We start from the raw sequence: 26,366 nt of genomic DNA, 5'->3' as shown, positions 1-26,366 counted from the left end.
CCCGCACCCCCAGTTCGCTGGCCGCGACCCCGGAGCTGTGGATAACCTCAGGCGCACTTCCCGGGATGACACGGCTCGCCCTCGTTGTCCATCAGTCTGCGCGGGCCAGGGCCCTTGGCCGCCAAGGAGTCGTACGGGTTGGCCAGGGCGCATCGGTCGAGCGACAAGCAGCCGCAGCCGACACAGTCCTTGAAGTCGTCACGGAGCTGCTCGAGGTGCAGGATCCGGCGGTCGAGCTCGGCCTGCCAGCACTCCGAGATGCGCTCCCAGTCAGCCCGCGTCGGCGTCCGGTTCTCCGGCAGCAGCTTGAGGATCGCGGCCACCTCCGCGAGCGGTACGCCGACCCGCTGGGCGATCCGGACCAGCGCCACCCGTCGCAGGGTGTCCCGCTTGTACCGGCGCTGGTTCCCCGACGTACGGCGGCTGAGGATCAGCCCCTGGCGCTCGTAGAAGTGCAGGGCGGAGATTGCCACGCCGCTACGCTGCGACAGCTGCCCTACCGTCAGCTCACCAGGCTCGATGTCCATCGCCCATCCCTCCAACCTCAACCTAGATCGAGGCTAGCGGACGGAGTCAGGCAGTCACGAGTCGGCGTCCGATGCTTGCGGACATCAGAGCGGCCCCGGCGCACAGTCCGCCGGCCAGGTACCAGGCGAGGTTGTAGCTGCCCTGCGCGTCCCGGATCGCACCGGCCCCGGTCGCCGCCAGCGCGGCGCCGACCTGGTGCGAAGCGAATACCCAGCCGAACACGATCGGACCGTCCTGCCCGAACCACTCGCGGCACAGCGCCACAGTCGGCGGTACCGTCGCCACCCAGTCCAGCCCGTAGAAGATGATGAACACCCAGGTGCTCGGTGCGGCCGTCGGTCCGAGCAGCGACGGCAGTACGAGTAGCGACAGTCCACGCAGCGTGTAGTAGGCGATCAGCAGGTACCGCGGGTCCCAACGGTCGGTCAGGTACCCGGAGAAGATCGTCCCGCCCACGTCGAACAGGCCCACCAGCGCCAGCAGCGATGCAGCGGTTGTCGCCGGCATGCCGTGGTCGTGCGCGGCGGTCACGAAGTGCGTCCCGACCAGACCGTTCGTCGATGCTCCACAGATCGCGAATCCACCCGCGAGCAGCCAGAACGCGGGCCGCCGTACGGCCATCCCCAATGCCCGGAGCGCCCGCATCGCACTGCTACCGGTCGTCTCGACCCGTTGCCCCGCAGTACTTCCCTCCGGAGCGCCGTACGCCCTCAGACCGACATCGCTCGGGTAGTCGCGCAGGAACAGCAGCACCAGCGGTACGACGGCCAGTGCTGCACCGGATGCCACCAATGCGGGGATCCGCCATCCGTAGTTCGACGCCAGAGACGCGATCAGGGGCAGGAAGATGAGCTGCCCGGTCGCACCGGCCGCCGTCAGGATCCCAGTCACCAGACCGCGGCGGTGGACGAACCAGCGCCCCGTAATCGTCGCAACGAATGTCATCGACATCGATCCGGTGCCGACGCCGACCAGGAGACCCCAGCAGAGCAGCAGTTGCCACGAAGACGTCATGAAGACGGTCAGACCGCTGCCCAGGGCGATCAGGACCAGCGCGCCGCTGACGACCTTGCGCAGACCCAACCGGTCCATCAGTGCGGCCGCGAACGGCGAGATGCCGCCGAACAGCAGCAGGTTGATCGACACTGCCGCCGAGATGGTCGCATGCGACCACCCGAACTCCTCGTGCAGCGGATCGAGCAGCACGCTGGGCACCGAACGGAACCCAGCCGCGCCGATCAACGTCACGAACCCCACCACGGCGACTGCCCAGGCCAGATGCACCCTGGGAGCCTTCTTCGTCTCCAGAATCTGCGTCACCCGACCAAGAGTGCCGGTTTGATCGTCATCGAACTAGTGGCCAGATGGACAACATGTGTCAAGATACGGCCATGAGCCGCCGTCATCTGTCCTCCGTCGGTCCGCACGTGGTCGCCGTGCTCGCCCTCGAGCCGGTCGTCGGGTTCGACCTGACCATCCCACCGACCGTGCTGGGTGCCGCGACCAAGGCCGACGGCACCAAGCTGTACGACGTCCGCATCTGCGGCCTCGGCGGCCCGGTCCGGGCCGGCGCGGGGTTCAACCTCACCCCGGACTACGGCCCGGAGGCGCTCGCCGAAGCGGACACGGTGATCGTGCCGGGCACCTACATCCCGCAGCCGCGGTACGAAGGCACGCTGCCCGACGACCTGGCGGCCGCACTCGCCACCATCCGCCCGGGCACCCGGATCGCCTCCATCTGCACGGGCGCCTTCGTCCTCGGTGCGGCCGGCTACCTGGACGGCCGGCCGGCGACGACGCACTGGGAGCGCGCTGACCTGTTCCGCAGCGTCTACCCGGCTGTGAAGCTCGACGAGGACAAGCTCTTCATCGACGACGGCGACATCCTCACCTCGGCCGGGCTGGCCGCCGGCGTCGACCTCTGTCTGCACCTGATCCGCCGCGACTTCGGCAGCGAGGTCGCGAACCGCGCCGCCCGGCACTGCGTCGTACCGCCGTGGCGGGATGGCGGGCAGTCGCAGTTCATCGAGCGGGCCATCCCGGAAGAAGGCAGCGAGGGGACATCACCGACGCGGGCGTGGGCGCTCGCCCGACTGGGTGACGAGATCAGCCTGGCGGCGATGGCGGCGCACGCGCGGATGAGCGTGCGGACGTTCAGCCGCCGGTTCAAGGCCGAGACGGGTCAGTCACCCGGCACCTGGTTGCTGCAGCAACGTGTGCGGCACGCCTGCAACCTGCTGGAGACGACCGACCTGTCAGTGGACCGCGTCGCCCACGAAGCAGGCCTCGGCACCGCCGCGTCGCTGCGCCACCACCTGCGCTCCGAGCTCGGCGTCTCGCCCCTCGCCTACCGCAAGACCTTCCGAGCGGGCTGACCCTCAGACCACCACGAGGTCGTGCGGCTGGTTGTTCATCGACTCGCCACCGTCCGAGGTGACCACGACGATGTCCTCGATCCGCGCACCCCACCGACCCGACTGGTAGATGCCCGGCTCGACGCTGAACGCCATGCCCGCCTCGAGCGGCAGGTCGTTGCCCGCGACGATGTACGGCTCCTCGTGCACGTCCAGCCCGATCCCGTGCCCGGTCCGATGGATGAAGTACTCACCGAACCCCGCTGCCGCGATGACGTCCCGCGCTGCCGCGTCGATCGACTCAGCCGTGACGCCTGGCCGAACGGCGTCCACCGCGGCCTGCTGAGCCTCCTGCAGCACCGCGTACGTCGCGGCCACGTCGGCGTCCCGCGGCGCGCCGACGGCGTACGTGCGGGTCGAGTCGGAGTTGTAGCCCTCGGCAACTGGTCCGCCGATGTCGACGACGACCACGTCGCCTGCCTCGATGACGCGCTCGGACAGCGCGTGGTGCGGGCTGGCGCCGTTCGGACCGCTCGCGACGATCACGAAGTCGGCCTCGGTGTGGCCCTCCTCGACGATCGCGGCGGCGATGTCGGCGCCGACCTCCGCCTCCGTCCGGCCCGGCCGCAACCACTCGGCGACGCGGGCGTGCACGCGGTCGATCGCGGCGCCCGCCTTCCGCAGCGCGTCGATCTCGGCCGCGTCCTTGCGCATCCGCAACTCGCGAACGATCGGCCCGGCCAGCACCTGCTCGGCCTTCGGCAGCGCGTCCCGGATCGCCAGCACGTGCAACGCCGGCGTGAAGTCACTGACCGCGACCCGCTCAGGGCCACCCAGCCGCTCGGCCGCCAGGCTGTACGGATCGACACCGTCCACCCAGGTCACCACCTCCACCCCGAGGTCCTCCAAGCCGGTGAACCCCGGCGCTTCGAGCTTCGGCACGACGAGCGCCGGGACACCGTCGGCGGGAATCACCAACGCGGTGAGCCGCTCGAACGAACCACCCGGCTGACCGATCAGGTAGCGCAGGTCCGAGCCCGGCGCGATGACCAGCCCGGTCCCGGCCGCGGCCTCGCGAGCGCGGTCCAGGCGGGAACGAAGTACAGCGAAGTCGGGAATCGGTGGGACTGCTGAGCGACGGGCCATGGGTCGACTCTAAAACTGTCGGGAGCGATTGCTAAAACCTCTGTCATGACTCTGCACCATGTGTCCTTCGGCGACGGCATCCCGGTTCTCGCGCTGCACGGGTGGACTCCCGACCACCGGCTGATGACCGGCTGTCTCGAGCCGATCTTCAGCCGGCTGTCCGGTTACCGGCGGCTGTATCCCGACCTGCCCGGCATGGGCAAGAGCCCGGCCGGCGACATCGACAGCTCCGACGGGATCATGGCGGCGGTCCTGGAGTTCATCGACGAGCAGATCGGTGACGAGCCGTTCCTGCTCATCGGCGAGTCGTACGGCGGGTACCTCGCCCGCGGCCTCGTCGCCGAGCGCCCCGAGCAGATCCTGGGCCTGGGCATGATCTGCCCGACCGGCACGCTCGCACACAAGGACCGGAAGCTGCCCGAGCCCGTCGTCCTGCGGACCGAGCCCGGGGTTCTCGAGTCGCTCACCGACGGCGAGGACTTCACCGAGCTCGCCGTGGCGCAGACCGCGGCCGCCCTTGCCACCTATCGCGCCGACGTCGCGCCGGGGCTCGCGGTCGCTGACACGGTGGCGATGGACCGCATCCAGCAGAAGTGGGACCTGTCGACGGCGCCGGAGAGCGGACCGGTCTACACACGGCCGACGCTGGTGTTGTGCGGCCGGCAGGACGCCGTCACCGGCTACGAGGACCTGTACGAGCTGCTCCCCCACTACCCGCGGGCGACGTACGCCGTCCTCGACGTCGCCGGGCACAACCTGCAGATCGAGCAGCCCGAGCTGCTCGGAGCGCTCGTGCGCGAGTGGTTGCAAAGAGTCAGCCAGGACCTCCCGTCGATGGCTACTAGCGGGTAATGTCGGCGGCATGGTGACTGCGAGGCGTCCGATCGGGTGGCCGTTGCTGGTAGCGCTGACCAACGGGCGTGCCCGGATCTCCGACGAGCGGTTGACCGCTGCCGTGCGCGACAAGGTGATCCTGGTGACCGGCTCGTCGTACGGGATCGGCGAGGCGACCGCGCGACGGCTGGCAGTGGCCGGAGCGACGGTGTTGCTCGTCGCGCGGACCGAGGATCAGTTGCAGGTCGTGGCGGACGAGATCCGGGCGGGCGGTGGGTCGGCCTCCGTGTATCCGGCGAACCTCGCGGATCCGACAGCGGTCGAGGAGCTCGTGCGGACGGTGCTGGCCGAGCACGGGCGGGTCGACGTACTGGTCAGCAACGCCGGCAAGTCGATCCGGCGGTCGATCGCGGACACGTACCAGCGCTTCCACGACATCGAGCGGACGAACGCGATCAACTACCTCGGCCCGGCGAAGCTCGTGCTCGAGTTACTCCCTTCCATGCGGGAGCGCGGGTCGGGACACATCGTGAACGTGTCCACGGCTGGGGTGCGGACGCCGCCGATGGCGCGCTGGTCGGCGTACCTGGCGTCGAAGAGCGCCTTCGATGTCTGGCTGCGCTGCGTGGCGCAGGAGGTTCGGGGCGACGGGGTGACGACGTCGACCGTCTACATGGGGCTGGTGCACACCCGGATGAGTGAGCCGACGCCGCTGCTCAACAAGATGCCGGGGCTGACGCCGGAGCAGGCCGCCGATCAGGTGTGTACGGCGGTGGCCGAGCGGCCGCACAACATCACGCCGCCGTTCGTCCGGCCGGCTGATGCCGTGGGCAACTTGTTGCGGGTGCCGACCGACCGGTTGCTCGAGCAGTACTTCTGGCGTACCGGAGGCGGGAAGAAGCGATGAGGACGATCCGGCCGATCGGACCGATCCGCCCGCCCGTGTGGCTGATGCAGGGCGCCGCCGAGGTCGGCGGGTTGTCCGTCGCGCTGGTCAGGTCCGGGGTGTGGCGGTCGGCCGGGCCGGCGCAGTTGGTGCGGATCGAGCGGGCGCTGCGGACGTGGGGTCAGTCGATGGCGGCGCTCGGGGTTGTCGCGGCGATCCGGTATCCCGATCGTGCGGCAGTGATCTCGGGTGATCGGCAGCTGACGTACGCCGAGCTGGACCGGCGGTGTGAGCGCATCGCGGCGGGCTTGCACGCGCAGTACGGAATCGTTGCCGGAAGCAAGGTCGCGGTCCTGTGCCGGAACCACATCGGCTTCCTGGAGGCGACGCTGGCAGCGTCCCGGATCGGCGCCGACGTCCTGTTCGTCAATACCGAATTCGCCCCACCACAACTACAGGCCGTCCTGGAACGGCACCGCCCTGACCTCGTCGTCCACGACCCGGAGTTCACCGCTCCGGCCGATCTCCCGGCCGTCCTGTCTCTCTCCGCCAACCCTTCGTCGGCGGAGAGAGTTGAAGCCGACGCCGGCGGTGGCGACGGTGCACCAGGCGGCAGCACGACGGTGACTCTCGACCAGCTCGCGGAGAGTCGGGCGGTGGGTGCGCCGGCTCCATCGACGCCCGGGCACATCACGATCCTTACCTCTGGGACGACGGGCACGCCGAAGGCGGCGCCGCGGGTGCCTACGGCGGCGGGGCTCGCCGGGCTGACCGCGAGTGCATTGAGCAGGTTCGGTCTTCGGTCGGGCGAGGCGGTGGTTATCGGGCCCCCGCTGTTCCACGGGCTCGGATTGTTGACGTCGATGCTGGCGTTGTTCCTCGGTTCGCCGTTGGTGTTGCGGCCCCGGTTCGACGCCGCGACCTTGCTCGCGGATGTCGAGAAGCACCGGGCGGGCGCGGTGGTGGCCGTGCCGGTGATGTTGCGGCGGTTGCTGGAGCTCGGGCCGACGGCGATCGCGGAGTACGACCTGCATTCGCTGCGGGCGGTGATCTCCGGTGCGTCGCAGCTCGGCGTGCCGCTGGCGGAGAGGTTCATCGAGCGGTTCGGGCCGGTGCTGTGCGACGCGTACGGGTCGAGCGAGGTCGGAATCGCCACGATCGCCACCTCCGCCGACCTGCTCGCCGCGCCCGGGACAGTCGGTCGACCATGCCTCGGCAGCTCGATCCGCATCATCGACGAGCAGGACCAGCCGGTGCGGGCCGGCGCGACCGGACGCATCTTCGCCGGCGGCGGGCTCGTGTTCGGCGGGTACTCCGACGGCTCCAGCAAGACCGTCGTCGACGGCCGGATGAGCACCGGCGACCTCGGTCATCTCGACCAGGCCGGCCGGCTGTTCGTCGACGGCCGCGAGGACGACATGATCGTCTCCGGCGGCGAGAACGTATACCCGGTCGAGGTCGAGGAATGTCTGGCCGCACACCCCGCGGTCGCCGAGGCAGTTGTCACCGGCGTCCCCGACGACGACTTCGGCCAGCGCCTGGTCGCGTACGTCGTACTGCGTGAGCCGGCGACCGAGGACGAGCTGATCGCGCACGTGAAGGCAAACCTGGCCCGCTACAAGACCCCGCGCCAGATCGTCGTCCTCGACGAGTTCCCGCGCAATGCGACCGGCAAGGTCCTCCGCGGCAAGCTCACCCCGCCGTGAAGAGTTCGTAGAACTGCGTCATCCGCTCCAGGACGCCGCGCTCGTCCCCGAACGACACCGCCACCGTCTCGGCGCCGGCGTCGGCGAGCTCATGAGCCATCGAGACCACTGGTCCAGGATCGCCGCTCGACCAGTCGAGCCGAGTGCCGACCTTCACCGTCCGCTCGCCGAACGACCGCAGCCGCGCGACCGCTGCGCTGAACGCGGCCCCGTCCAGGCCGAGCCCCTGCCACTCGTCACCGAAGCGCGCAGCCCGCCGCAGCGCCGGCGTCGTCGTACCGCCGATCATGATCGGCAACGGCGCCCGTAGCCGCGGCTCGAACACCCCGCCCCGGTCCCGGCCCTCGAACAGATCGCGGATGATCTCGAGCGACGTGTCCGTACGACGCCCACGGTCCTCGAACGACGACCCCACGGCCGCGAACTCCTCGCGCGCCCACCCGGCCCCAAGACCGAGTACGACGCGTTCGCCCGACAGCCGATGTAGCGTCGCGGCCTGCTTGGCCACCACGAACGGACTCCGCATCGGCAGCACCAGCACTGATGTCCCGAACCGGATCCGCGTGGTGCGAGCGGCCAGGTACCCGATCGTCACGAGCGGCTCGTACACGCCGCCGTACGTCGAGCCGAACTCGCCCGGCGGCAGCAGGTGGTCGGGCAACCACGCCGTCCCGTAGCCGAGCTCCTCCGCGGCCACGGCCACCTCGGCCAGTCGCTCGGGCGGCATCGCTGCCGACTCATCGGGGAGGACCACCTGCAGCTCGACCATCGCTCGACCCTAGCCGGTCAGTACGAGGGACCGATTGGTGGGAGAGTGGGCCCTGTGAAGATTCTCGTCGGATACGTACCAACGCCCGAAGGTGAGGCGGCGCTGACCGCTGCGGCGACCGAAGCCAAGCTGCGGGGCGCCTCGGTGCTCCTGCTGAACACCAGCCGCGGTGACGCCTACATCGACGCGCGCTACGCCAACGCCGACGAGTTGGCTGCCGCGGAGGTCAAGCTGCGCGAGCACGGCGTCGAGGTGACGATCCAGCAGGCCGTCTCCGAAGGCGACGTGGCCGGCGCACTGCTCAAGGCCGCTGCCGCCGAGGACGTCGTCCTGATCGTTCTCGGCCTCCGCCGCCGCTCCCCCGTCGGCAAACTCATCCTCGGCAGCACCGCCCAACGAGTCCTCCTCGAGTCCCCCGTCCCCGTCCTCGCGGTCAAGGTCCCGTCGCCGCACGACTAATCCGGGTGATGCGTTGGGCCGGGCCGCCTAAACTGGACTGGTTATGCCTGATGCCCGGACCGAGTCCCCGAGTCCATCCCCAGTTCCCTCCCGGGACCCAGCCGCCGGCAGGCGGCCCCGCCGCCGTCGCAAGCCGGGTCAGGCGGGCAGCAACGCCGCTAATACCTCGCCCGCTGAAGGCGGGCGTCGCGCAGCCTCCGTCGAGGACGGGGTGAGTCTGGCGGATGCGGTTGCCCGGTTGGAGGACCTGACGGCGTACGACCGGGAGCATCTCGGGAAGCGGCTGGAGCGGGTTCGGACCACCAAGGAAGCGCGGAAGCGCGAGCAGGCGTTGCAGGGCGTGCTCGGCGCGATCGAGCAGGCCGAGCGGCGGGTCCAGGTACGCCGGGACGCCGTACCGGAGATCACCTACCCGGCCGAGTTGCCGGTCAGTCAGCTGAAGGACGAGATCGCTACGGCGATCCGGGATCACCAGGTCGTGGTCGTCGCGGGTGAGACCGGGTCGGGCAAGACCACCCAGATCCCGAAGATCTGTCTCGAGCTCGGTCGCGGCATCCACGGGATGATCGGCCACACGCAGCCCCGTCGGCTGGCCGCGCGCACGGTCGCCGAGCGGATCGCCGAGGAGCTCGGCACCGAGCTGGGCGAGACGATCGGCTTCGCCGTACGGTTCACCGACAAGGTCAGCGAGCGCTCGCTGGTCAAGCTGATGACCGACGGCATCCTGCTGAACGAACTGCAGCGCGACCGGGACCTGACCAGGTACGACACGCTCATCATCGACGAGGCGCACGAGCGCAGCCTGAACATCGACTTCATCCTCGGCTACCTCAGGCGCCTCCTCCCCCGCCGACCCGACCTCAAGGTCGTCATCACGTCGGCCACGATCGACCCGGAGCGGTTCGCCGCGCACTTCGCCGACGCCCAGGGCGACCCGGCGCCGATCGTCGAGGTGTCCGGCCGGACCTACCCGGTCGAGGTGCGGTACCGCCCGGTCAACGACCCCGAGGACCCGGCGACGATCGACCGCGACCAGACGCAGGCGATCCTGGACGCCGTCGACGAGCTCGAGTACGAGGCCGACGGCGACATCTTGGTCTTCCTCAGCGGCGAGCGGGAGATCCGTGACACCGCCGACGCGCTGAACGACAAGTTCCGCAGCGACCGCCGTACGACGGAGATCCTGCCGCTATACGCCAGGCTCTCGAACGCCGAACAGCACCGCGTGTTCCAGTCGCACTCGAATCGCCGGATCGTGCTCGCGACCAACGTCGCCGAGACCTCGCTGACCGTCCCCGGCATCAAGTACGTGATCGACCCGGGTACGGCCCGCATCTCGCGGTACAGCCACCGCACCAAGGTCCAGCACCTGCCGATCGAGCCCGTCTCGCAGGCCAGCGCCAACCAGCGCAAGGGCCGCAGCGGCCGGACCAGCGACGGGATCGCGATCCGGCTGTACTCCGAGGAGGACTTCACCAACCGCCCGGAGTTCACCGACCCGGAGATCCTGCGCACCAACCTGGCCTCGGTCATCCTGCAGATGACGGCGATCGGGCTCGGCGACATCGCGGCGTTCCCGTTCATCGACGAGCCGGACAAGCGCAGCATCACCGACGGCCTGCAGCTCCTGACCGAGCTCGGCGCGATCGACAGCCCGAAGGGCGGCCGGCTGACCCCGATCGGCCGCCAGCTCGCGCAGATCCCGCTGGACCCGCGGCTGGCCCGGATGATCGTCGAGGCCGACAAGCACGCGTGCGTCCGCGAGGTGATGGTCATCGCGGCCGCGCTGTCGATCCAGGACCCGCGCGAACGCCCGACCGACGCCGAGGCGCAGGCCACCCAGCAGCACGCCCGGTTCCGCGACCCGAACAGCGACTTCCTCGGGTACCTGAACCTCTGGGGCTACCTGAAGAAGCAGCAGAAGGAGCTGTCCGGCAACCAGTTCCGCCGGATGTGCCGCAGCGAGTACCTGAACTACCTCCGCGTCCGCGAGTGGCAGGACATCTACGCGCAGCTTCGCCAGGTCGCGTCCCAGATCGGCGTAAAGCTCAACAGCGGCGAGCCGGCCGACCCGCAGAGCGTGCACATCTCGCTGATGTCTGGTCTGCTGTCGCACCTCGGGCTGAAGGACCCGGCCAACCAGCACCAGTACATCGGTGCCCGCGGCACCAAGTTCGCGATCTTCCCGGGCTCGGGGCTGTTCAAGAAGCCGCCGCAGTTCGTGATGGCCGCCGAGCTGGTCGAGACCTCGCGGCTGTGGGCGCGGGTGAACGCGAAGATCGAGCCCGAGTGGGCCGAGGACCTCGCGCCGCACCTGATCAAGCGGTCGTACTCCGAGCCGCACTGGGAACGCAAGGCCGGCGCCGTGATGGCCTACGAGAAGGTCACGCTGTACGGCGTGCCGATCGTTGCCAGGCGCAAGGTGAACTACGGCAAGGTCGACCCGGAGGTGTCGCGCGAGCTGTTCATCCGGCACGCGCTGGTCGAAGGCGACTGGGACACCCACCACAAGTTCTTCCACGAGAACCGCAAGCTGATCGAGGAGGTCGAGGAGCTCGAGGAGCGCACCCGCCGCCGCGACCTGCTGGTCGACGACGAGACGCTGTTCGCGTTCTACGACGAGCGGATCGGCGCCGAGGTGGTCACCGGGCGGCACTTCGACACCTGGTGGAAGACCGCACGTCAACGCGACCACGACCTGCTCGACTTCGAGCGGTCGCTCGTGGTGCGCGAGGGCGCCGAGGTCCGGGAGGAGGAGTTCCCGCTGCACTGGATGCAGAACGGGATGACCTTCGACCTCACGTACGCGTTCGAGCCAGGCACCGACGCCGACGGGGTGACCGTCCACATCCCCTTGCTCGTGCTCAACCAGGTCACCGCGGACGGGTTCGAGTGGAGCGTGCCCGGCTTCCGCGAGGAGCTGGTCACCACGCTGATCAAGTCCCTGCCCAAGACGATCCGGCGCAACATCGTGCCGGCGCCGGACCACGCCCGGCAGATCCTGCCCGAGCTGGACCCGGCGTCCGGTCCGCTCACCGATGCGATGGCCCGCGCGCTGCGGGACCTGCGCGGCGTCGTGATCGAGCCGGCCGACTGGGACTGGAGCCGGGTGCCGGAGCATCTGCGGATGACGTTCCGGGTCGAGGACGACAAGCGCAAGACCGTGGCCGAGAGCAAGGATCTCGCCAAGCTGAAGGAGAAGCTGAAGCCGAAGACGACGGCCGCGATCTCGCAGGTGGCGTCGAAGGCGGTCAGCGGGCTGGAGAAGTCCGGCCTGACCGACTGGACGTTCGGCGACCTGCCGCACAGCTTCTCCGAGCGCCGCAACGGCCTGACGGTGGCCGGGTATCCGGCGCTCGTCGACGAAGGCAAGAGCGTCGCGATCCGGCTGCAGGAGACCGAGCGCGACCAGACCGCCGCGATGTGGACGGGCACCCGCCGGCTCCTGCTGCTGACGATGCCGTCGGTGATCGACGTCGTCCAACGTCACCTGAGCAACCAGCAGAAGATGACGCTGATGGCCGGACCGCATCGCAACGTCGGCGAGCTGCTCGACGACGCGATCGGCGCGGCGGTCGACCAGCTGATGGCTGTCGCGGGCGGCCCGGCGTGGAATCTGACCGCCTTCGCGATCCTGCGCGACGCCGTACGGTCGGACCTCGCGGACACGGTGCTGACGATCCTGCAGCAGGTGGAGCAGGTGCTCGGACATGCCCGGACCGTCGACAAGCAGATCTCGCGGGCGTCGAGCCCGGCGCTGATCGTGGCCCTGTCCGACGTCCGCGGTCAGCTCGAACGCCTGGTCCACCCCGGCTTCATCACCGAGACCGGCGCCAAGCGGCTCCCGGACCTGGTCCGATACCTGCGCGGCATGGAGCAGCGCCTCGAAAAGCTCGGAGCGAACGCGGCCCGCGACCGCTCCGGGATGGCGATCGTTCAGAGCCTCACCGACGAGTACGAGAAGCACCTCCGCGCCGTACCGACCGGGAAGTACCCGAGCCCCGGGCTGCTCGAGGTGCGGTGGATGCTCGAGGAGCTGCGGGTCAGCCTGTTCGCGCAGACGCTGGGTACGCCGTACCCGATCTCGGAGAAACGGATCCGGAAGGCCCTGGCGGAGAGCTGAAGCTCTGCTGCACCTGGACTGTACGTATATGCCCACAGCGCGGTGATCAGACCGATGGCCAGACGTGCGGTTCGCAGGCAGTGGACGTATACGTACTGTCCAGCTGCAGCACTAGGTTCGGCGGCGCAGTTGTCGAATGCGGAGCGCGATCGCGATCAACGCGGTGACCAGGAGAGTGCCACCGCCTGCCCATGCCAGGCTCGAGCCCCAGAGCGGCCCGATTCGCAGGTTCTGGTGATAGTTCGGCCGACTTTCCGGGGGCAAGGTGTCGTCGACCTGCAGCCCCTCCTGACCAAGCTGCCGGGCGAGGGCAGCCACCACTCCGTCCTGGGCATTCGTGAAGCCCGGAAGATCAGCCTCGACGGGAGCCATCGGGGTGACCCCCTTGGAGAGTGCAATCCAGCACGGCGCCATCGGTAACGCTGAAGACCACCTTGCCCGGATCGCAGCCACAGCTCAGATAGCGCGCGCTGCGGGCCGGCAGTCGCGCAATCTGCTAGGAGTCGAGCAGGCGGCGGGCGTGGTCGTGGACGGCGGTGCGGAGTTCGGGGGGCTCGAGGATCTCGAACGGCCAGTAGAGGCGGATGACCCCGGAGACGAGGGGTCCCAGGTCGTTCGCGGCGAAGCGGACCTCGCAGGTGTTCGCGTCGATGGGGTCCACCACGCCTTGGCTCGGCGGAATCAGCCGGGCGACCGTCGCAGCGTCTGCCTGGACCCGGACCCGGGCGACGATGTCCCACGGCGCAACTCCGGTGCCCTCGGCAACTAGTGCGACCGGGTCGGGCGGGTCCTCGAACCGGTAGCGCGAGCCCGTGAGCACAGGCTCGGTGATGCGGTCGACGCGGAACGTCCGCCAGGCCTGGCGATCCCGGTCGCGCGCGACGAGGTACCAGCGGCGGCCGGTGTGCACGATCTGCAGCGGCTCGACGCTGCGCTCGGACTCGCTGCCGTCATGGGTGCGGTACCGGAACCGGATCCCTTCGACATGACGGCAGCCGGCGGCCAGCGTGACCAGCACCTCGCCGTCGACCTGCGGCAGCTCGCCCTGCGGCAGCTGAGTCGTGTGCGCGCCGATGGCGGCGACCTGCTCCTGCAACCGGGTAGGCAGAACCTGATGGAGTTTGGCCAGCGCCGAGATAGCAGCCTCTTCGACGCCTGACACCGTCGTGGTCGTCGCAACGCGAAGGCCGACCGCGATCGCGACCGCCTCCTCGTCTTCGAGCAGCAGCGGCGGAAGCCGGCCGCCCGGACCGAGCCGGTAGCCGCCGCCGATCCCGGCCTCGGCCTCGACCGGGTACCCGAGTGAGCGCAGTCGCGTGACGTCCCGCCGTACGGTCCGCGGCGTGACATCGAGCCTCGCTGCCAGCTCGGCGCCGTCCCACTGTGGGCGCGAGTGCAGCAAGGAGAGCAGGCGGAGCAATCTGGCCGCGGTATCCATGTTCACGCCATTCTGCCTCGACCTGCGGACCGATACTGTCCGCAGGTCGCTCTACGGTGGCTCCATGACGACGCTTTCGCAGAATCTCCTGGACCTGTCCGACTTCGCCTGGCAGCGCCTGCGGGACCGGGTGCGGGGCCTCACCGACAACGAGTACTTCTGGGAACCGTTCGACGGCTGCTGGTCGGTCCGCAAGACCGAGGACGGCTATGTCCCCGACGGCAGCCGGATCCCACCGACGCCGGCGCCGTTCACCACGCTGGCGTGGCGGATCACCCACATCGTCGACATCCTGCAGGAGGACCGCACCGCCACCTGGTTCGGCAGCCAGGTCGACCCGGCTGACGGCCAGCCGCCGGTGCCGGGTTCCGCGCCGGACGCTCTGGCCGCCCTGGATCATGCGTACGACGTCTGGCGTCGGCGCCTCGCCGCGCTCAGCCAAGACGTCCTCGACCGCCCGATGGGCGAGCCTGCGGGGATGTACGCCGAGCACGACGGCACGTCCTTCGCGCTGCACATCCTGGACGAACTGATCCACCACGGCGCGGAGGTCGGCGCCGTCCGCGACTTCTACCGGGGAATGCACCCCGAGGACCCGTTCGCGGCAGCTCTTGCGGGTGAGGTCACACCGGCCGAGCGGCCGGCGCTGCTCGCGGAGGCTGCCGCAGCGCAGCGATGGGAGGTCATCCCGGAGCTCGCCGACCTGGGCTTCGGCGTCGACGAGCGCACACCGGACGGCTTCACCGCCGCACACCTTGCGACTGGAACCGGCACGCTGGACACGCTCAGGTTCCTGGCCGAGCGCGGCGCCGACCTGTCGTTGACCGATCCGCGCTTCAACGCCGACGTGCTCGGGTGGGCGAAGTGGTTCAAGCAGTCGGACGCGATCGCGTACCTGGAATCGCTCTAGGGCACGAAGGCGCGCTGAGCGCGACGGCGGAAGTCGCGCGGCGGCAGGTCGTGCGCCGCGGTGAACGTCCGGGTGAAGTACGACTGACTGGTGAAGCCGCAGCGGGCGGCGATGGCGGCGATCGACGTGTTGGTTGCTGCTAGCAAGGATGCGGCGTGTTCGAGGCGGAGATCGGTGACGAAGGCGGTCGGGGTGATGCCGTACGCCGTACGCATCGAGCGGGACAGGTGAGCCGGACTGACACCGGCCAGCTGGAGGAGCCGGGGTACGCCGCCGCGGAGGTTCTGCTCGGCGCGCATCGCCGTACACGCTCTCGCGAGCCAGTCGGGTACGCCGGGGTCCGCGGCGTCGACCGGTGCGAGCAGGTCGAGGAGATCGATCCAGAAGCGCAGCAGGTCGTAGCTGCTCGGGTTGTCCTGGAAACGGGCGAGGGCGTGTTCGAAGACCGCGATCGCTGCCGGCTGGTGGAAGGCGATCGGTCCACGCGACGACCAGGTCGCGGTGCGGGTCAGGTCCAGGAAGCCTTGCCAGATCGAGCTCGGGAAGGCGACATTGACGAACTCGAGGCCGTCGGGCAGCGAGCCGCGGATTGCGTGCCGGTCCGTCGGCCGCACCAGGACGACGTCGCCCGGGCGGAGCTCCTCAACGCCGGTGGTCAGCAGGTGTTCGCCGCTGCCGGACACGACGGCCATGAACTCGTGGAAGTCCGCGTGTGTGTGCAGTTCGGTGTCGCGGGCGCGCGCCGGGATCCGCACCCGGGCCGCGTGGTACGGCCGCCCGAACGCGTGCGCCTCGAACCGCAGGATCTGGCTCACGTCAACACAGTACAAATTCTCGTCAGGGCGTTGCTAGTGCGTCGTGGTCAACGAGCCGCACGCTGAAGACATGTTCGAAACAGACGGCTACGTCATCTTCCGCGACGTCATCGACCAAGAGCTGATCAAGGAAGTGAACGACCATGTCGAATGGCTGCAGGCCCGGCATCCCGACGTACGGCCCGAGCAGCTCGGGCATGTGTACCTGCGCGACGACCCGTTCTGGGTGCGGCTGGTGAGCGACGACCGGCTCGTCGACATCGCCCAGCGGTTCGTCGGGCCGGACATCGCGTTGTTCGCCTCCCACTACATCTCCAAGCCGCCGTACTCCGGGCAGCCCGTGCTGTGGCATCAGGACGCGGCGTTCTGGCCGCTGGACCCGATGGAGGTCGTGACGCTGTGGCTGGCCGTCGACCACTCGACACCGGAGAACGGGTGTGTGCGGGTCGTGCCGGGCAGCCATCGGTCCGGGGTGGCCGGGACGCGCGCCAACACCGAGGTCGAGAGTGTGCTCGGCAGAGAGATCGCGGCCGAGGTCGACGAGAACGAAGCGGTCGACATGGTGCTGGCGCCAGGGGACGTCGAAGTCCATCACCCGAACATCGTCCACGGCAGCAACGCGAACACGTCGCCGAACCGGCGGTGTGGGCTGACGATCCGCTACATCCCTACGTCCACCCGGATCACCGATCCGGAGACGCCGTACCCGAGCGCGTTCCACCTGCGCGGCGAGCCGGGGGTGAACAGCTACCAGCCGCGGCCGAAGTACGTCGAGGGGCGGCACTTCGCGTTCACGGGAAGCAGCGCCTGGGTCTGAACATGCGAAAGCCCGCCCCGTGCGGGGCGGGCTCTCGAACTGTCACTCGAGGCAGATCCGGAACGGGTGGCCCGCCGGGTCGGCGTAGATCCGCCAGCCGCGCGCGTTGTCCGCGGGCGGCGGGTCCAGGGGGTCGAGCGGCTCGGCGCCGAGGGCGACCACGGTCGCGTGACCGCTCGAGAGATCCTCGACGATGAGGTCGAGATGGAGATCCTGCGCGTCGGTGCCGGGCCAGGTGGCCGGCACGTACTGCTCCGAGCGCCGGAAGGCCAGCGTCGAGAACCCGAGCGACGAGCCGGGGCCGGTCAGGCTCCGCCAGTCGTCGTCACCGTTCTCGTCGATGTCCAGCCCCAGCAGCGCTGAGTAGAACTGGGCGAGCTCGAGCGGGTCCGGGCAATCCAGCACCACCGAGCCGAGCCGCCCGGCAGTACTGCCCGGCTGCTCTGCCACCTGCGTCATCTGTCCTCCACATTCTGTTGCGTCAGCCTGCTTCCTAGTCCGGTGCAGGCCCGGCCAGGTCCCTCTGGTCGGAAGGCCCGGCCGCCTACGATGACAGGTCGAGGGGACAATTCGCACCTTTCGACACGCGTTCTCGACCTGTGAACCGATCGCTGACAGTGAAGGTTCGCTGTCGCTACCACTAAGACTGCAGTACGGCGGTAGCGCGTCGCCGCTCCCCCAGCTTGCGGATCTTCGCCCGCGTCCCGCAGTCCTCCATCGCGCACCAGCGGCGGGAACCGTTCCGGCTGCGGTCCAGGAACAGCCAGCCGCAGCCGCCGTCCTCGACCGGACAGGCCCGCAACTGCCGCAGCTCGACCGTCCGCACCAGCTCGACGGCGGCCACCACCAGCCGGTCCGGGATCAGCTGCGCCGGCGAGGTGCCGACGACCAACTCGGCGACGCCGCGGTCCTGCCGCGCGTCCGGGATCAGCATCGAGCGCGCGGCGGCCGCGGACCAGCGCAACATCAGTCCTTCGAAGGCGGATCCTTCGCTGCGCTTGACGCCGTCCGTCGCGACGACGGCGCCGGCCGCCCGCGGCGCGAGCACGTCGTACGTCGCCTCGCGGATCTCCAGCGTCGCCCCGAGCGCCTTCACGGCGAGGTCCGGGGACGACCGCCAGGTGCCCTCGACCGCGCTGTAGTCGCGCAGATCGATCAGCCCGATCCGGCGACTCCACTCGAGCAGATCCGCCGGAGAGGTCAGGTACTCGTGCTCGCCCGCGCCCCCGCGCAGCCGTGGGGTGACCGTGTTCACCAGATCGAGGGCAGGATGCCCGCCCACGATGCGAAATTCCCCGTGAGAACCGTCGGTCATAGATGAGACGCTACCAGCATCACACTTTTTACCGGGATCAGGTGACCGCATGACCCTCTCGTCCCGCCGAGCCACCGCGGCACTGGTGTTCCTCGGCGTCTCGACGTTCTCGTTCGTCACCGTCGAGGTGCTGCCGATCGGGCTGCTCACCGTGATGGCCGACGATCTCGGTCGGTCGCGCTCCCAGATCGGCCTCCTCGTCACCGGGTACGCCGTCGTCGTCGTGCTCGCCTCCATCCCACTGGCCCGGCTGACCCACCACCTGCCCCGCCGCCTCGTCCTCGGTGGCACCCTCGCGGTCCTCACCGTGGCGACGGCGCTCTCGGCCGCCGCCCCGACGTACGAGGTGCTGTTCGCCGGACGGCTGGTTATCGCCGTCTCGCAGGCGCTGTTCTGGTCGATCGCGCCGCCGATCGCGACCAGCCTGTTCCCGCCGGAGCTCCGCGGCCGGGTGGTCGCGCGACTCGCGATCGGCACCGCGCTGGCGCCGATCCTCGGGATCCCGCTCGGCACGTGGCTCGGTGAGCAGGCCGGCTGGCGGGTCCCGTTCGTGGTGATGGCCGCGCTCGGCGCGGCCGCCTGCCTCGGGATTGTGACCTTGCTGCCGCGCACAGAGGTCCAGGACGGTCCGTCACGTCGCGGCACCGCCCCCGACGCCCGCCGGTACGTCGTGCTGCTGGTCGCCGCCGCGATCGGAGTCACCGGCTTCCTGACGTTCAACACCTACGTGACGCCTTTCCTGCTGGACATCACCGGCTTCTCCTCCGCCGCGCTCGGTCCGATGCTGCTGGCCAGTGGTGCGGGCGGGTTCGCCGGCACGTTGATCGTCGGCAGGGTCCTCGATCGGTACCCGTGGGGTGCGGTCGTGATCCCGTTCGGACTCATCACCGTCGGGTTGCTCGGGCTGTTCGGGTTCGGACAGGTGAAGGTGGCCGCGGTCGTCCTGATCGCACTGATCGGGCTGTCCTTCAGCGGACTCGCGGTCGCGGTGCAGAGCCGGACGCTGCAGATCGCTCCGGGGAGCACCGACATCGCGTCGGCCGGGACCAGTTCGGCGTTCAACGTCGGCATCGCGGCCGGCGCGTTCGTCGGCGGCGCGCTGATCGACCACACGACGGTCCGCAGCGTCGCGCTCGCCGGTGGTCTGCTCACCGCGATCGCCGCCCTCGTGATGCTGTCCGAGCCGTTCGTGGCCCGCCGCCGCATCGTGCTGGAAGAGTGCGGGCATGAACGACAGGTTTGTGAAGAGCCGGCCTGACGCACCGCCAGGCTTCTTCGCCGCCGAGGCAGCCGGACTGCGGTGGCTCGCCGTACCGGGCGGCGTTCCGGTGGCCGAGCCGCTCGACGTCTCCCCTACTCACCTGACAACCACCATGCTGCATGCAGTCCCGCCGACCGCGGAGGCCGCGGAGGAGTTCGGTCGGAGGCTGGTTGTCACGCATGACGCCGGCGCCCGCCACTACGGCGTACCTCCGGATGGGTGGGACGGCGATGGCTACATCGGCACGGCCGCGCTGCCGTTTGCGCACGAGCCGGTGAAGTCGTGGGGTGAGTTCTACGCCAACCTGCGCCTCCGGCCGTACCTGCGGGCCGCGGGACTCAACCTGGACGTCTTCGAGCGGCTCTGCACTCGCCTGGAGGCGGGTGTGTACGACGACGCCTCCGACGAGCCGTGCCGCATCCACGGCGATCTGTGGTCCGGGAACGTGCTCTGGACGGCGGACGGAGTACAGCTCATCGACCCGGCCGCGCACGGTGGCCACCGGGAGACGGACCTGGCCATGCTCGGCCTGTTCGGGCTGCCGCACCTCGAGCGGGTACTGCGGGCCTACGACGAGGCACACCCGCTCGCCGACGGCTGGCGGGACCGGATCGGGTTGCACCAGCTGCACCCGCTGCTGGTCCACGTGGTCCTGTTCGGCGGGAGTTATCTGGCGCAGGCAACGGCCCTCGCCAAGAAGTTTTGAAAGGTCTTGACGGATTATCCGGGGCCGCGAACACTCTCGATCATGATCCCGCAGCCCACGGCGCAGCAGGCGCTTCCCGATGAGACGTTCTCGCTGCCGGCCGATGCCACCATCGGCCTCGATGACCCCTCCGCCCGGACGATCGCCGAGCGGTTCGCGACTCAGCTCCGGCAATCCACCGGATTCGCCCTACCGGTCGAGGACGGCGCCGGCACGATCACGCTGTCCACCAGCGGCCCGGAGTCCCTGGGGGCCGAAGGCTACGAGCTCCGCGCGGACGCATCCGGCGTCACCATCACCGCAGCGACGGCCGAGGGTGTGTTCCGCGGCGTCACCACGCTCCGCCAGCTCCTGCCCGCCAAGGCCGAGGCGGACAGCGCACAGGCGGGTCCCTGGGAGATCGCAGGTACGACGATCTCCGACGCGCCGCGGTACGGCTACCGCGGCATGATGCTCGACGTCTCCCGGCACTTCTTCACCGTCGACCAGGTCAAGCGCGTCGTCGACCTGATCTCGCTCTACAAGGTCAACCACCTGCACCTGCACCTGTCCGACGACCAGGGCTGGCGGATCCAGGTGGACTCGTGGCCCAACCTCACGACGTACGGCGGCAGCCGGCAGGTCGGCGGAGGCGACGGCGGCTCGTACAGCAAGGTGGAGTATGCCGAGCTGGTGCAGTACGCCGCCGACCGGTACATCACCGTCGTCCCGGAGATCGACACACCAGGACACACCAACGCCGCGCTGGCGTCGTACCCGGAACTGAACAAGGGTGACCAGGCACCGGAGCTCTACACCGAGACCGAGGTGGGCTTCAGCTCGTTCGCCATCGACAAGGACGTCACGTACGAGTTCCTCGACGACGTGTTCCGGGAGGTGGCCGAGCAGACGCCCGGCGACTTCCTCCACCTCGGTGGGGACGAGGCCCACTCGACAGCGCACTCGGAGTACCTCGCGTTCGTGCCCAAGGCCGCCGAGCTGGTCGTGAAGCACGGCAAGCGGGTGATGGGGTGGCACGAGATCGCGGACGGGCCGCTGCCTGCCGGCACTGTCGTGCAGTACTGGGGCACCGAGGACCCCAAGGCTCAGGTGCTGGCGCAGAAGGCCGTGGAGCAGGGCGCGACGCTGGTACTCTCCCCCGCGAACCGTGCGTACCTGGACATGAAGTACGACGCCAGCACCGAGCTGGGCCTCGACTGGGCCGGTCTGGTCAGCGTGGAGAAGTCGTACAGCTGGAACCCGGCCACGCTGGTCCCCGACGTACCGGAGAGTGCGATCGACGGCGTCGAGGCGCCGCTGTGGACCGAGACCGTCGACGACGTGAGCAAGATCGAGTATCTGGTGTTCCCGCGGCTGCCGGGGATCGCGGAGCTCGGCTGGTCGCAGGAGTCCGCGCTCGACTGGACGGCGTACCGCGACCGTCTGGCCGAGCAGGCGCCGCGCTGGGAGGTGCTCGGGGTCAACTTCTACCGGGCGCCGGAGATCGACTGGCGCTAACTGAGGATCCGGTCGAGCAGCCAGGCGGTGGTGGCGTCCACGTCCTGCTCGGCGACGGTGTGCTGCGTGGCGTCGGTGTCCTCGGTGTCCTGAGCATCACGCACCACCAGCCGGTAGACATACCGGTCCGGCTGCGGCCTGCCGGAGCCGAGGTCCTTCCCGCCGAGCGCCCGGACCGCGTCCTCGAGCCGGTCCGCGTCGGGCTGGTCCCTGGTGTCGAGCTCACCGTGCTTGGTCAGACCGGCGAAACCCCCGCTGCGGGTCACTGTCACGATCACGCTGTCCTCCACTGTCCTGGCTGCTGTCCATGCCCGCGCGACACGCCGAGGGTAATGATCAGAAAAACGCGTCCGCTACCCGGCGTACCGGTCATTTGTCCTTCGTTGCCATCGTCCCGCACCCGCCGCCTGCCGAGAACCAGCAGGTAGGCGCGGGATTTCGGGTCGCGGAGCGGTACTCGCAGGCCCGCATCAGGGCGACCACGAAGCGTAACGGCCCCTGACAATCAGCGACACGTGTTTGTGGTCACCCCTACCATCAGGCCGCAGAACGGCTACAGTTATGGCGTTGCAGTTTTGGACTCCCTGACTTTGCTGTGCTGCATGGCCGGTCTGTCGTCTGGGACCTTTCGGCGACGCGTGATCCATGAGGTGTGGTTCACGGATTGTTATAAGCCATCGAGGAGATAGACAAATGGCTGTCGGTACTGTCAAGTGGTTCAACGCTGACAAGGGCTTCGGCTTCATCACCCCGGATGACGGTGGCGCGGACGTGTTCGCGCACTACTCGGCCATCCAGATGTCGGGCTTCCGCTCGCTGGACGAGAACCAGCGGGTCGAGTTCGAGATCACCCAGGGCCAGAAGGGGCTGCAGGCGGAGAACATCCGCGCGATCGGATCTTGAGGATCACCCTTTCCTGAACCAGTAGAGGGGCCGCACACCGGATTCGGTGTGCGGCCCCTCCGCCGTTCCCGGGTCTAATAGGAGTGTGACCGACAGCCCGCGGTACAACCGGCCGGACGAAGACCCCGGTGAACGGCTCGACCGGCAATGGAACGAGCTGCTCCAGGAACTCCGGCTGGCCCAGACCGGCACCCAGATCCTGTTCGCGTTCCTGCTCAGCATTGCCTTCCAGAACCGTTTCCAGGACGCGGACGGCTTCACCCACGCCGTGTACACCGTCACGCTGATCGCGTCCGCGCTGGCGGTCGGCCTGTTCCTGGCGCCGGTGTCGTTCCACCGGATCGTCTACCGCCGCAAGCTCCGCGACCGGATGCTCCCGATCGCCGGCCGGATGGCCGTCGGCGGCATGATCTTCCTGATCCTCGCCATCGCCGGCGGCATCCTCATCGCCGTCGACGTCGTACTCCCCCGCCCGGCCGCGATCATCATCGTCGCCGCCGTCCTGCTCTGGTTCACCGTCCTGTGGTACGCCGTCCCCGCCTGGGTCCGCCGCACTAGCGCAAACGAGGAATGACCTCGGTCGCGATCTGCTCCAGGGCAGCGTCGGAGCCGGCGTACACGCCCTGGCTGCGCGGCCAATGGGTGATGAGGTCGGTGAAGCCCAACGCAACGGCGCGACCGACGATGTCCTCGAAGACGCTGGGGCTGGAGAGGGCGAAAACGGCCGAGTCCATGGACAGGTAGCGGTCGATCCGGCGACCCTCCAGTCGGTCGTCCAGGCGCTTGCTCAGGTCCGCGAGAGAGGCGAACCAGGTGTCGAGGTTCGTCTTGTCGCCGCCGGTGGTCATCCAGCCGTCGCCGTGGTCCGCGGCGAACCTCACCGAGCGCGGGCCGTTGCCGGCGAGGACGAGCGGGACCCGCGGTTGCTGGACGCAGCCAGGGAGCGTGCGGCCGTTGCGCGTCTCGTAGTACTCGCCCTTGAAGTCGACGCCGTCGGTCGTCAGCAGGGTGTCCAGGAGCTTCACGAACTCCTCGTACCGGTCCTGCCGTTGCCGCGGTGTCAGGTCCGGGCCGCCCTGGATGGTCGCATCCAGGCTGCCGCCGGCGCCGATCCCGCACAAGAAGCGACCGTCGGAGACGTCGTCGATCGCGAGGATGTCGCGGGTCAGCGCCAGCGGGTGCCGGAAGTTCGGCGAGGTGACGAACGTGCCGAGCTTGATCGTCGACGTGACTGTCGCGGCCGCCGTCAGCGTCGGCGTCGTCCCGTACCACGCCGAGTCCTGGAGGCCGCTCCAGGTCAGGTGGTCGTAGATCCACGCGTGGTCGAAGCCGTACTCCTCGGCCCGCCGCCACCGCGGCGCGGCGTCGCGCCAGCGGTACTCGGGCAGGATCGCAATCCCGAAACGCATACCGGCGAGCCTACGGCGTCGGGAACGTGGCCAGCGAACTGGTCCCGATGCTGCCGAGCCACACCTTCCCGTCCCGCTCACGGACGCCGGTCGGCATGTGGAAGTCCGGGTGCTTGGCGCGCAGATCGTGGATCAGCGCACCGCTCTCGTCGTAGGCCTGGATCTCGATGATGTCCGCGGCCTTCGGCTTCAGCGCGTCCGGGAGCGCCCAGACGACCTTGCGCAGCACCGGCTGCTTGGGCAGCAGGAAGTCGAGTACGGCGTTGCGCGGCGAGCCGACCGCGACCCAGATCAGGCCGTCGGAACCGCGGGCGATGTTGTCCGGCAGCCCCGGGATCGAGGCGATCTGCACCGGCTCCGCGCTCTCGGTCGTCAGGTCGAGCTTGTACAGGCCGTACATCGCCGTCTCGGCCCAGAAGAGCGAACGACGGTCACCGCTGAGCGCGACGCCGTTCGGAAACCCTCGCCCGGTCGCCAGCCGCGTGAGCTCTCCGTCCGGCGTACGGCGGTACACGCTGCCGGTGGTCGAATGCTCCAGCAGGTCGGCCACCCACTCGTCGATGCCGAACCTGGTCGAGGAGTCGGTGAAGTAGATCGTGCCGTCCTCGGTGACGTCGGCGTTGTTGCAGAACCGCAGCGGACGGCCGTCGATCTCGGACAGCAGCGTCGCGATCCGGTTGTCCTTGTCGAGCGTCAGCAGGCCACGGTTCGCGTCGCAGATCAGGACCTTGCCGTCGGGCAGCCATTCCAGGCCGAGCGGCCGGCCGCCGGTGTCGGCGAGGGTGCTGATCGTCTTGCCGTCCGCGCTGACGCGCAGGATCCGGCCGTCGTACAGGCCGGTGAGGACGCTGCCGTCGTCGTCGATCAGCGTGTCCTCGGGGCCCGCGCCCGGCAGCGCGACCACCTCCACGTCGACGTTCTTCGGATGGCGCACGGGCGGTGCGGGCGGCGGGGTCCAGCGCAACGGCGCGATCGACGTCATGCCGCAGACCCTAGCGCGCTGCGCCGGAGTCATCACACAGCGCCAACCAACGACACAGCCCGGACCGGTACGCCGGTCCGGGCTGAACGCAGTCCTGCTTAGAAGATGACCTCGCCGCGGGCGCGCCGGGCGCGGAGCTTCTCGAGCGCTTCCTCGAGGATCTCCTGGGCCTCCTGCTCGGAGCGGCGCTCCTTCACGTAGGCCAGGTGCGTCTTGTAGGGCTCGATCTTCGGCGGCGGGGGCGGGTTGTTCACATCGGTGCTGGTCGGCAGACCGCACCGCGGACAGTCCCACTCCTCCGGGATGGCCGCCTCGACCGCGAACCAGGTCGCCGTCTCGTGCCCGTTCGCACAGAAGAACACGATGCGCTGCCGGGGCGCGGTGTCGCCGCGCTCCGCCTCGCCCATCGGCCCGGCACCGACCCGGCTGCCGCGAATCGCACTACCACCACCAGCCACGGGAACCGACCCCTCAGCCGAGCTTGTAGAGCAGGCCGACCGCGACGATGCTGGCGAACCAGATCAGACCGACACCGATGGTGATCCGGTCCAGGTTCCGCTCGGCGACCGAGGAGCCGCCCAGGCTGGACGACACACCGCCACCGAACAGGTCCGAGAGGCCGCCACCGCGGCCTTTGTGCAGCAGCACGAGCAGCGTGAGGAAGAGGCTGCAGACGATCACTACGATCGAGAAAGCGAGAATCACGAGGAGTAGCCTAACTGAAGGTCCAGGTAACGGCAGATGCCGGCGAACTCCTCCACCTGAAGGCTCGCACCTCCGACCAGGCAGCCGTCGACATCCGGTTGGGCCATGATGCCACTTGCACTGGCCATCTTCACCGATCCGCCGTAAAGAATCCGTACCGAGTCGGCGACCGAGGGTGAGATCGACTCCTCGATCCGGCCCCGAATCGCGGCGATGACCTCCTGCGCGTCCTCCGGGGTCGCCACCTCGCCGGTGCCGATCGCCCACACCGGTTCGTAGGCGATGACGAGCTTGCGGACGTCGTCCTGCTTCAGCCCGGCCAGCGCGGCGTCGATCTGGCCCAGGCAGTGGTCGACGTGGCCGTCGGCCTTCCGGATCTCCAGGCCCTCGCCGACGCACACGATCGGGATCAGCCCGGCCTCGAGCGCCTTGGCGGTCTTGGCGTTGACCAGCTCGTCGGTCTCGTTGTGGTACTGCCGGCGCTCGGAGTGGCCGGTCAGCACGTAGGTGCAGCCCAGCTTGGTGAGCATCGCCGCCGAGATCTCGCCGGTGTACGCGCCGGCGTCGTGCGTGGACACGTCCTGCGCGCCGTACTTGATCTTCATCCGGTCACCGTCGACCAGCGTCTGCACGCTGCGGATGTCGGTGAACGGGGGCAGCACGGCCACCTCGACCCGCTCGAAGTCGTGCTTCTTGTCCTGCAGCGTCCACGACAGCTTCTGCAGCAGGTGCACGGCCTCAACGTGGTTGAGGTTCATCTTCCAGTTGCCCGCCATGAGTGGCGTACGGGCAGCGTCTGCCAT

28 protein-coding genes are annotated in these 26,366 nt (G+C 69.2%); 13 read left to right on the top strand and 15 right to left on the bottom strand.

Annotated elements, in window-relative coordinates; genetic code table 11:
* Window positions 1-47 precede the first annotated feature (47 nt).
* Together soxR and ACIA58_RS24175 are read right to left on the bottom strand one after the other, a co-directional pair.
* Window positions 48-527 carry a redox-sensitive transcriptional activator SoxR gene (gene soxR, locus ACIA58_RS24180; protein WP_396406013.1) on the bottom strand — a complete coding sequence of 160 codons (480 nt, stop codon included), beginning with the start codon at window positions 525-527 and terminating at the stop codon, window positions 48-50.
* Window positions 528-573: 46 nt separating this feature from the next.
* Window positions 574-1,848 (bottom strand): MFS transporter, encoded by a 1,275-nt coding sequence (locus ACIA58_RS24175; RefSeq protein ID WP_396406012.1) that lies wholly within the window; start codon window positions 1,846-1,848, stop codon window positions 574-576.
* A 71-nt stretch (window positions 1,849-1,919) separates the two neighbouring features.
* On the opposite strand from ACIA58_RS24175, the gene ACIA58_RS24170 reads away from it, so the two are divergent.
* Entirely contained in the window at window positions 1,920-2,903 is a 984-nt protein-coding gene (locus ACIA58_RS24170) for a GlxA family transcriptional regulator (RefSeq protein WP_396406011.1), read from the top strand.
* Window positions 2,904-2,906: 3 nt separating this feature from the next.
* On the opposite strand, the gene ACIA58_RS24165 is transcribed toward ACIA58_RS24170, so the two are convergent.
* Window positions 2,907-4,028 (bottom strand): M24 family metallopeptidase, encoded by a 1,122-nt coding sequence (locus ACIA58_RS24165; RefSeq protein WP_396406010.1) that lies wholly within the window; start codon window positions 4,026-4,028, stop codon window positions 2,907-2,909.
* Between the two features lie 45 nt (window positions 4,029-4,073).
* Between ACIA58_RS24165 and ACIA58_RS24160 the strand changes: the two genes are divergently transcribed.
* From ACIA58_RS24160 to ACIA58_RS24150, 3 genes are read left to right on the top strand one after another with little or no spacing between them, the layout of a single operon-like run.
* A complete protein-coding gene (locus ACIA58_RS24160) occupies window positions 4,074-4,880 on the top strand; it encodes an alpha/beta fold hydrolase (RefSeq protein WP_396406009.1) in 807 nt (268 codons plus the stop codon).
* 10 nt (window positions 4,881-4,890) lie between these two features.
* Window positions 4,891-5,769, top strand: coding sequence for an SDR family NAD(P)-dependent oxidoreductase (locus tag ACIA58_RS24155; RefSeq protein ID WP_396406008.1), 879 nt, complete (start codon window positions 4,891-4,893; stop codon window positions 5,767-5,769).
* Entirely contained in the window at window positions 5,766-7,454 is a 1,689-nt protein-coding gene (locus ACIA58_RS24150) for an AMP-binding protein (protein WP_396406007.1), read from the top strand. Before ACIA58_RS24155 ends, ACIA58_RS24150 begins: the two co-directional genes overlap by 4 nt.
* Here ACIA58_RS24150 and ACIA58_RS24145 read toward each other — a convergent pair.
* Complete coding sequence (locus ACIA58_RS24145) at window positions 7,441-8,223, bottom strand: LLM class flavin-dependent oxidoreductase (RefSeq protein WP_396406006.1); 783 nt, start codon at window positions 8,221-8,223, stop codon at window positions 7,441-7,443. The genes ACIA58_RS24150 and ACIA58_RS24145 overlap by 14 nt on opposite strands.
* Before the next feature lie 54 nt (window positions 8,224-8,277).
* Here ACIA58_RS24145 and ACIA58_RS24140 point away from each other — a divergent pair, with 54 nt between their 5' ends.
* On the top strand, window positions 8,278-8,682 hold the full coding sequence (locus ACIA58_RS24140) for a universal stress protein (protein WP_396406005.1): 405 nt from the start codon (window positions 8,278-8,280) through the stop codon (window positions 8,680-8,682).
* 211 nt (window positions 8,683-8,893) lie between these two features.
* Window positions 8,894-12,805, top strand: a complete 3,912-nt coding sequence (gene hrpA / locus ACIA58_RS24135) for an ATP-dependent RNA helicase HrpA (RefSeq protein WP_396406004.1) — start codon at window positions 8,894-8,896, stop codon at window positions 12,803-12,805.
* 111 nt (window positions 12,806-12,916) lie between these two features.
* On the opposite strand, the gene ACIA58_RS24130 is transcribed toward hrpA, so the two are convergent.
* Complete coding sequence (locus ACIA58_RS24130; RefSeq protein ID WP_396406003.1) at window positions 12,917-13,177, bottom strand: hypothetical protein; 261 nt, start codon at window positions 13,175-13,177, stop codon at window positions 12,917-12,919.
* A 124-nt stretch (window positions 13,178-13,301) separates the two neighbouring features.
* Entirely contained in the window at window positions 13,302-14,243 is a 942-nt protein-coding gene (locus ACIA58_RS24125) for a helix-turn-helix transcriptional regulator (protein WP_396406509.1), read from the bottom strand.
* Window positions 14,244-14,307: 64 nt separating this feature from the next.
* Between ACIA58_RS24125 and ACIA58_RS24120 the strand changes: the two genes are divergently transcribed.
* Window positions 14,308-15,153, top strand: coding sequence for a DinB family protein (locus tag ACIA58_RS24120; RefSeq protein ID WP_396406002.1), 846 nt, complete (start codon window positions 14,308-14,310; stop codon window positions 15,151-15,153).
* On the opposite strand, the gene ACIA58_RS24115 is transcribed toward ACIA58_RS24120, so the two are convergent.
* Window positions 15,150-15,968, bottom strand: a complete 819-nt coding sequence (locus ACIA58_RS24115; protein WP_396406001.1) for an AraC family transcriptional regulator — start codon at window positions 15,966-15,968, stop codon at window positions 15,150-15,152. The two genes, ACIA58_RS24120 and ACIA58_RS24115, sit on opposite strands and share 4 nt — an antisense overlap.
* 70 nt (window positions 15,969-16,038) lie before the next feature.
* Between ACIA58_RS24115 and ACIA58_RS24110 the strand changes: the two genes are divergently transcribed.
* Window positions 16,039-16,785: a phytanoyl-CoA dioxygenase family protein gene (locus ACIA58_RS24110; RefSeq protein ID WP_396406000.1), complete on the top strand. Its 747-nt coding sequence runs from the start codon at window positions 16,039-16,041 to the stop codon at window positions 16,783-16,785.
* 42 nt (window positions 16,786-16,827) lie between these two features.
* Here the strand turns inward: ACIA58_RS24110 and ACIA58_RS24105 are convergent, their stop codons facing one another.
* Together ACIA58_RS24105 and ACIA58_RS24100 are read right to left on the bottom strand one after the other, a co-directional pair.
* Window positions 16,828-17,244: a VOC family protein gene (locus ACIA58_RS24105; protein WP_371402501.1), complete on the bottom strand. Its 417-nt coding sequence runs from the start codon at window positions 17,242-17,244 to the stop codon at window positions 16,828-16,830.
* A gap of 181 nt (window positions 17,245-17,425) precedes the next feature.
* Entirely contained in the window at window positions 17,426-18,100 is a 675-nt protein-coding gene (locus ACIA58_RS24100) for a CGNR zinc finger domain-containing protein (protein ID WP_396405999.1), read from the bottom strand.
* Between the two features lie 49 nt (window positions 18,101-18,149).
* On the opposite strand from ACIA58_RS24100, the gene ACIA58_RS24095 reads away from it, so the two are divergent.
* Genes ACIA58_RS24095 through ACIA58_RS24085 form a run of 3 tightly spaced genes read left to right on the top strand, consistent with a single transcriptional unit; the run spans window position 18,150 to window position 21,564 of the window.
* Entirely contained in the window at window positions 18,150-19,358 is a 1,209-nt protein-coding gene (locus ACIA58_RS24095) for an MFS transporter (RefSeq protein WP_396405998.1), read from the top strand.
* The gene (locus ACIA58_RS24090) at window positions 19,327-20,067 is read left to right on the top strand and encodes a fructosamine kinase family protein (protein WP_396405997.1); all 741 of its coding nucleotides are present in this window, start codon (window positions 19,327-19,329) and stop codon (window positions 20,065-20,067) included. Before ACIA58_RS24095 ends, ACIA58_RS24090 begins: the two co-directional genes overlap by 32 nt.
* A 42-nt stretch (window positions 20,068-20,109) precedes the next feature.
* A complete protein-coding gene (locus ACIA58_RS24085; RefSeq protein WP_396405996.1) occupies window positions 20,110-21,564 on the top strand; it encodes a beta-N-acetylhexosaminidase in 1,455 nt (484 codons plus the stop codon).
* Here ACIA58_RS24085 and ACIA58_RS24080 read toward each other — a convergent pair.
* Complete coding sequence (locus ACIA58_RS24080; RefSeq protein ID WP_396405995.1) at window positions 21,561-21,842, bottom strand: protealysin inhibitor emfourin; 282 nt, start codon at window positions 21,840-21,842, stop codon at window positions 21,561-21,563. The genes ACIA58_RS24085 and ACIA58_RS24080 overlap by 4 nt on opposite strands.
* A 415-nt stretch (window positions 21,843-22,257) precedes the next feature.
* Here ACIA58_RS24080 and ACIA58_RS24075 point away from each other — a divergent pair, with 415 nt between their 5' ends.
* Both ACIA58_RS24075 and ACIA58_RS24070 read left to right on the top strand, forming a co-directional pair.
* The gene (locus ACIA58_RS24075) at window positions 22,258-22,467 is read left to right on the top strand and encodes a cold-shock protein (protein WP_130385526.1); all 210 of its coding nucleotides are present in this window, start codon (window positions 22,258-22,260) and stop codon (window positions 22,465-22,467) included.
* A gap of 85 nt (window positions 22,468-22,552) precedes the next feature.
* Entirely contained in the window at window positions 22,553-23,041 is a 489-nt protein-coding gene (locus tag ACIA58_RS24070) for a DUF6328 family protein (protein ID WP_396405994.1), read from the top strand.
* Here ACIA58_RS24070 and ACIA58_RS24065 read toward each other — a convergent pair.
* From ACIA58_RS24065 to tpiA, 5 genes are all read right to left on the bottom strand, one after another.
* Window positions 23,022-23,876, bottom strand: coding sequence for an LLM class flavin-dependent oxidoreductase (locus ACIA58_RS24065; protein ID WP_396405993.1), 855 nt, complete (start codon window positions 23,874-23,876; stop codon window positions 23,022-23,024). The two genes, ACIA58_RS24070 and ACIA58_RS24065, sit on opposite strands and share 20 nt — an antisense overlap.
* Window positions 23,877-23,886: 10 nt before the next feature.
* Window positions 23,887-24,858, bottom strand: coding sequence for an SMP-30/gluconolactonase/LRE family protein (locus ACIA58_RS24060; protein ID WP_396405992.1), 972 nt, complete (start codon window positions 24,856-24,858; stop codon window positions 23,887-23,889).
* 98 nt (window positions 24,859-24,956) lie between these two features.
* Complete coding sequence (locus tag ACIA58_RS24055; protein ID WP_396405991.1) at window positions 24,957-25,316, bottom strand: RNA polymerase-binding protein RbpA; 360 nt, start codon at window positions 25,314-25,316, stop codon at window positions 24,957-24,959.
* 13 nt (window positions 25,317-25,329) lie between these two features.
* Entirely contained in the window at window positions 25,330-25,563 is a 234-nt protein-coding gene (gene secG / locus ACIA58_RS24050) for a preprotein translocase subunit SecG (RefSeq protein ID WP_130448352.1), read from the bottom strand.
* On the bottom strand, window positions 25,560-26,366 hold the full coding sequence (gene tpiA, locus ACIA58_RS24045) for a triose-phosphate isomerase (protein ID WP_396405990.1): 807 nt from the start codon (window positions 26,364-26,366) through the stop codon (window positions 25,560-25,562). The genes secG and tpiA overlap by 4 nt, the downstream gene beginning before the upstream one ends.

The organism is Kribbella sp. NPDC051586, from assembly GCF_044453965.1.
Taxonomy (GTDB): domain Bacteria; phylum Actinomycetota; class Actinomycetes; order Propionibacteriales; family Kribbellaceae; genus Kribbella.
The sequence above is the reverse complement of the archived record's forward strand: the minus strand, read 5'-3'. Positions and strand labels throughout refer to the sequence as shown.

Coding starts and splice junctions, on each gene's coding strand:
- soxR (WP_396406013.1), bottom strand. CDS start 527: ATGGACATCGAGCCTGGTGAGCTGACGGTAGGGCAGCTGTCGCAGCGT.
- ACIA58_RS24170 (WP_396406011.1), top strand. CDS start 1,920: ATGAGCCGCCGTCATCTGTCCTCCGTCGGTCCGCACGTGGTCGCCGTG.
- ACIA58_RS24165 (WP_396406010.1), bottom strand. CDS start 4,028: ATGGCCCGTCGCTCAGCAGTCCCACCGATTCCCGACTTCGCTGTACTT.
- ACIA58_RS24160 (WP_396406009.1), top strand. CDS start 4,074: ATGACTCTGCACCATGTGTCCTTCGGCGACGGCATCCCGGTTCTCGCG.
- ACIA58_RS24155 (WP_396406008.1), top strand. CDS start 4,891: ATGGTGACTGCGAGGCGTCCGATCGGGTGGCCGTTGCTGGTAGCGCTG.
- ACIA58_RS24150 (WP_396406007.1), top strand. CDS start 5,766: ATGAGGACGATCCGGCCGATCGGACCGATCCGCCCGCCCGTGTGGCTG.
- ACIA58_RS24145 (WP_396406006.1), bottom strand. CDS start 8,223: ATGGTCGAGCTGCAGGTGGTCCTCCCCGATGAGTCGGCAGCGATGCCG.
- ACIA58_RS24130 (WP_396406003.1), bottom strand. CDS start 13,177: ATGGCTCCCGTCGAGGCTGATCTTCCGGGCTTCACGAATGCCCAGGAC.
- ACIA58_RS24125 (WP_396406509.1), bottom strand. CDS start 14,243: ATGGATACCGCGGCCAGATTGCTCCGCCTGCTCTCCTTGCTGCACTCG.
- ACIA58_RS24120 (WP_396406002.1), top strand. CDS start 14,308: ATGACGACGCTTTCGCAGAATCTCCTGGACCTGTCCGACTTCGCCTGG.
- ACIA58_RS24110 (WP_396406000.1), top strand. CDS start 16,039: ATGTTCGAAACAGACGGCTACGTCATCTTCCGCGACGTCATCGACCAA.
- ACIA58_RS24105 (WP_371402501.1), bottom strand. CDS start 17,244: ATGACGCAGGTGGCAGAGCAGCCGGGCAGTACTGCCGGGCGGCTCGGC.
- ACIA58_RS24100 (WP_396405999.1), bottom strand. CDS start 18,100: ATGACCGACGGTTCTCACGGGGAATTTCGCATCGTGGGCGGGCATCCT.
- ACIA58_RS24095 (WP_396405998.1), top strand. CDS start 18,150: ATGACCCTCTCGTCCCGCCGAGCCACCGCGGCACTGGTGTTCCTCGGC.
- ACIA58_RS24090 (WP_396405997.1), top strand. CDS start 19,327: ATGAACGACAGGTTTGTGAAGAGCCGGCCTGACGCACCGCCAGGCTTC.
- ACIA58_RS24085 (WP_396405996.1), top strand. CDS start 20,110: ATGATCCCGCAGCCCACGGCGCAGCAGGCGCTTCCCGATGAGACGTTC.
- ACIA58_RS24075 (WP_130385526.1), top strand. CDS start 22,258: ATGGCTGTCGGTACTGTCAAGTGGTTCAACGCTGACAAGGGCTTCGGC.
- ACIA58_RS24065 (WP_396405993.1), bottom strand. CDS start 23,876: ATGCGTTTCGGGATTGCGATCCTGCCCGAGTACCGCTGGCGCGACGCC.
- ACIA58_RS24060 (WP_396405992.1), bottom strand. CDS start 24,858: ATGACGTCGATCGCGCCGTTGCGCTGGACCCCGCCGCCCGCACCGCCC.
- tpiA (WP_396405990.1), bottom strand. CDS start 26,366: ATGGCAGACGCTGCCCGTACGCCACTCATGGCGGGCAACTGGAAGATG.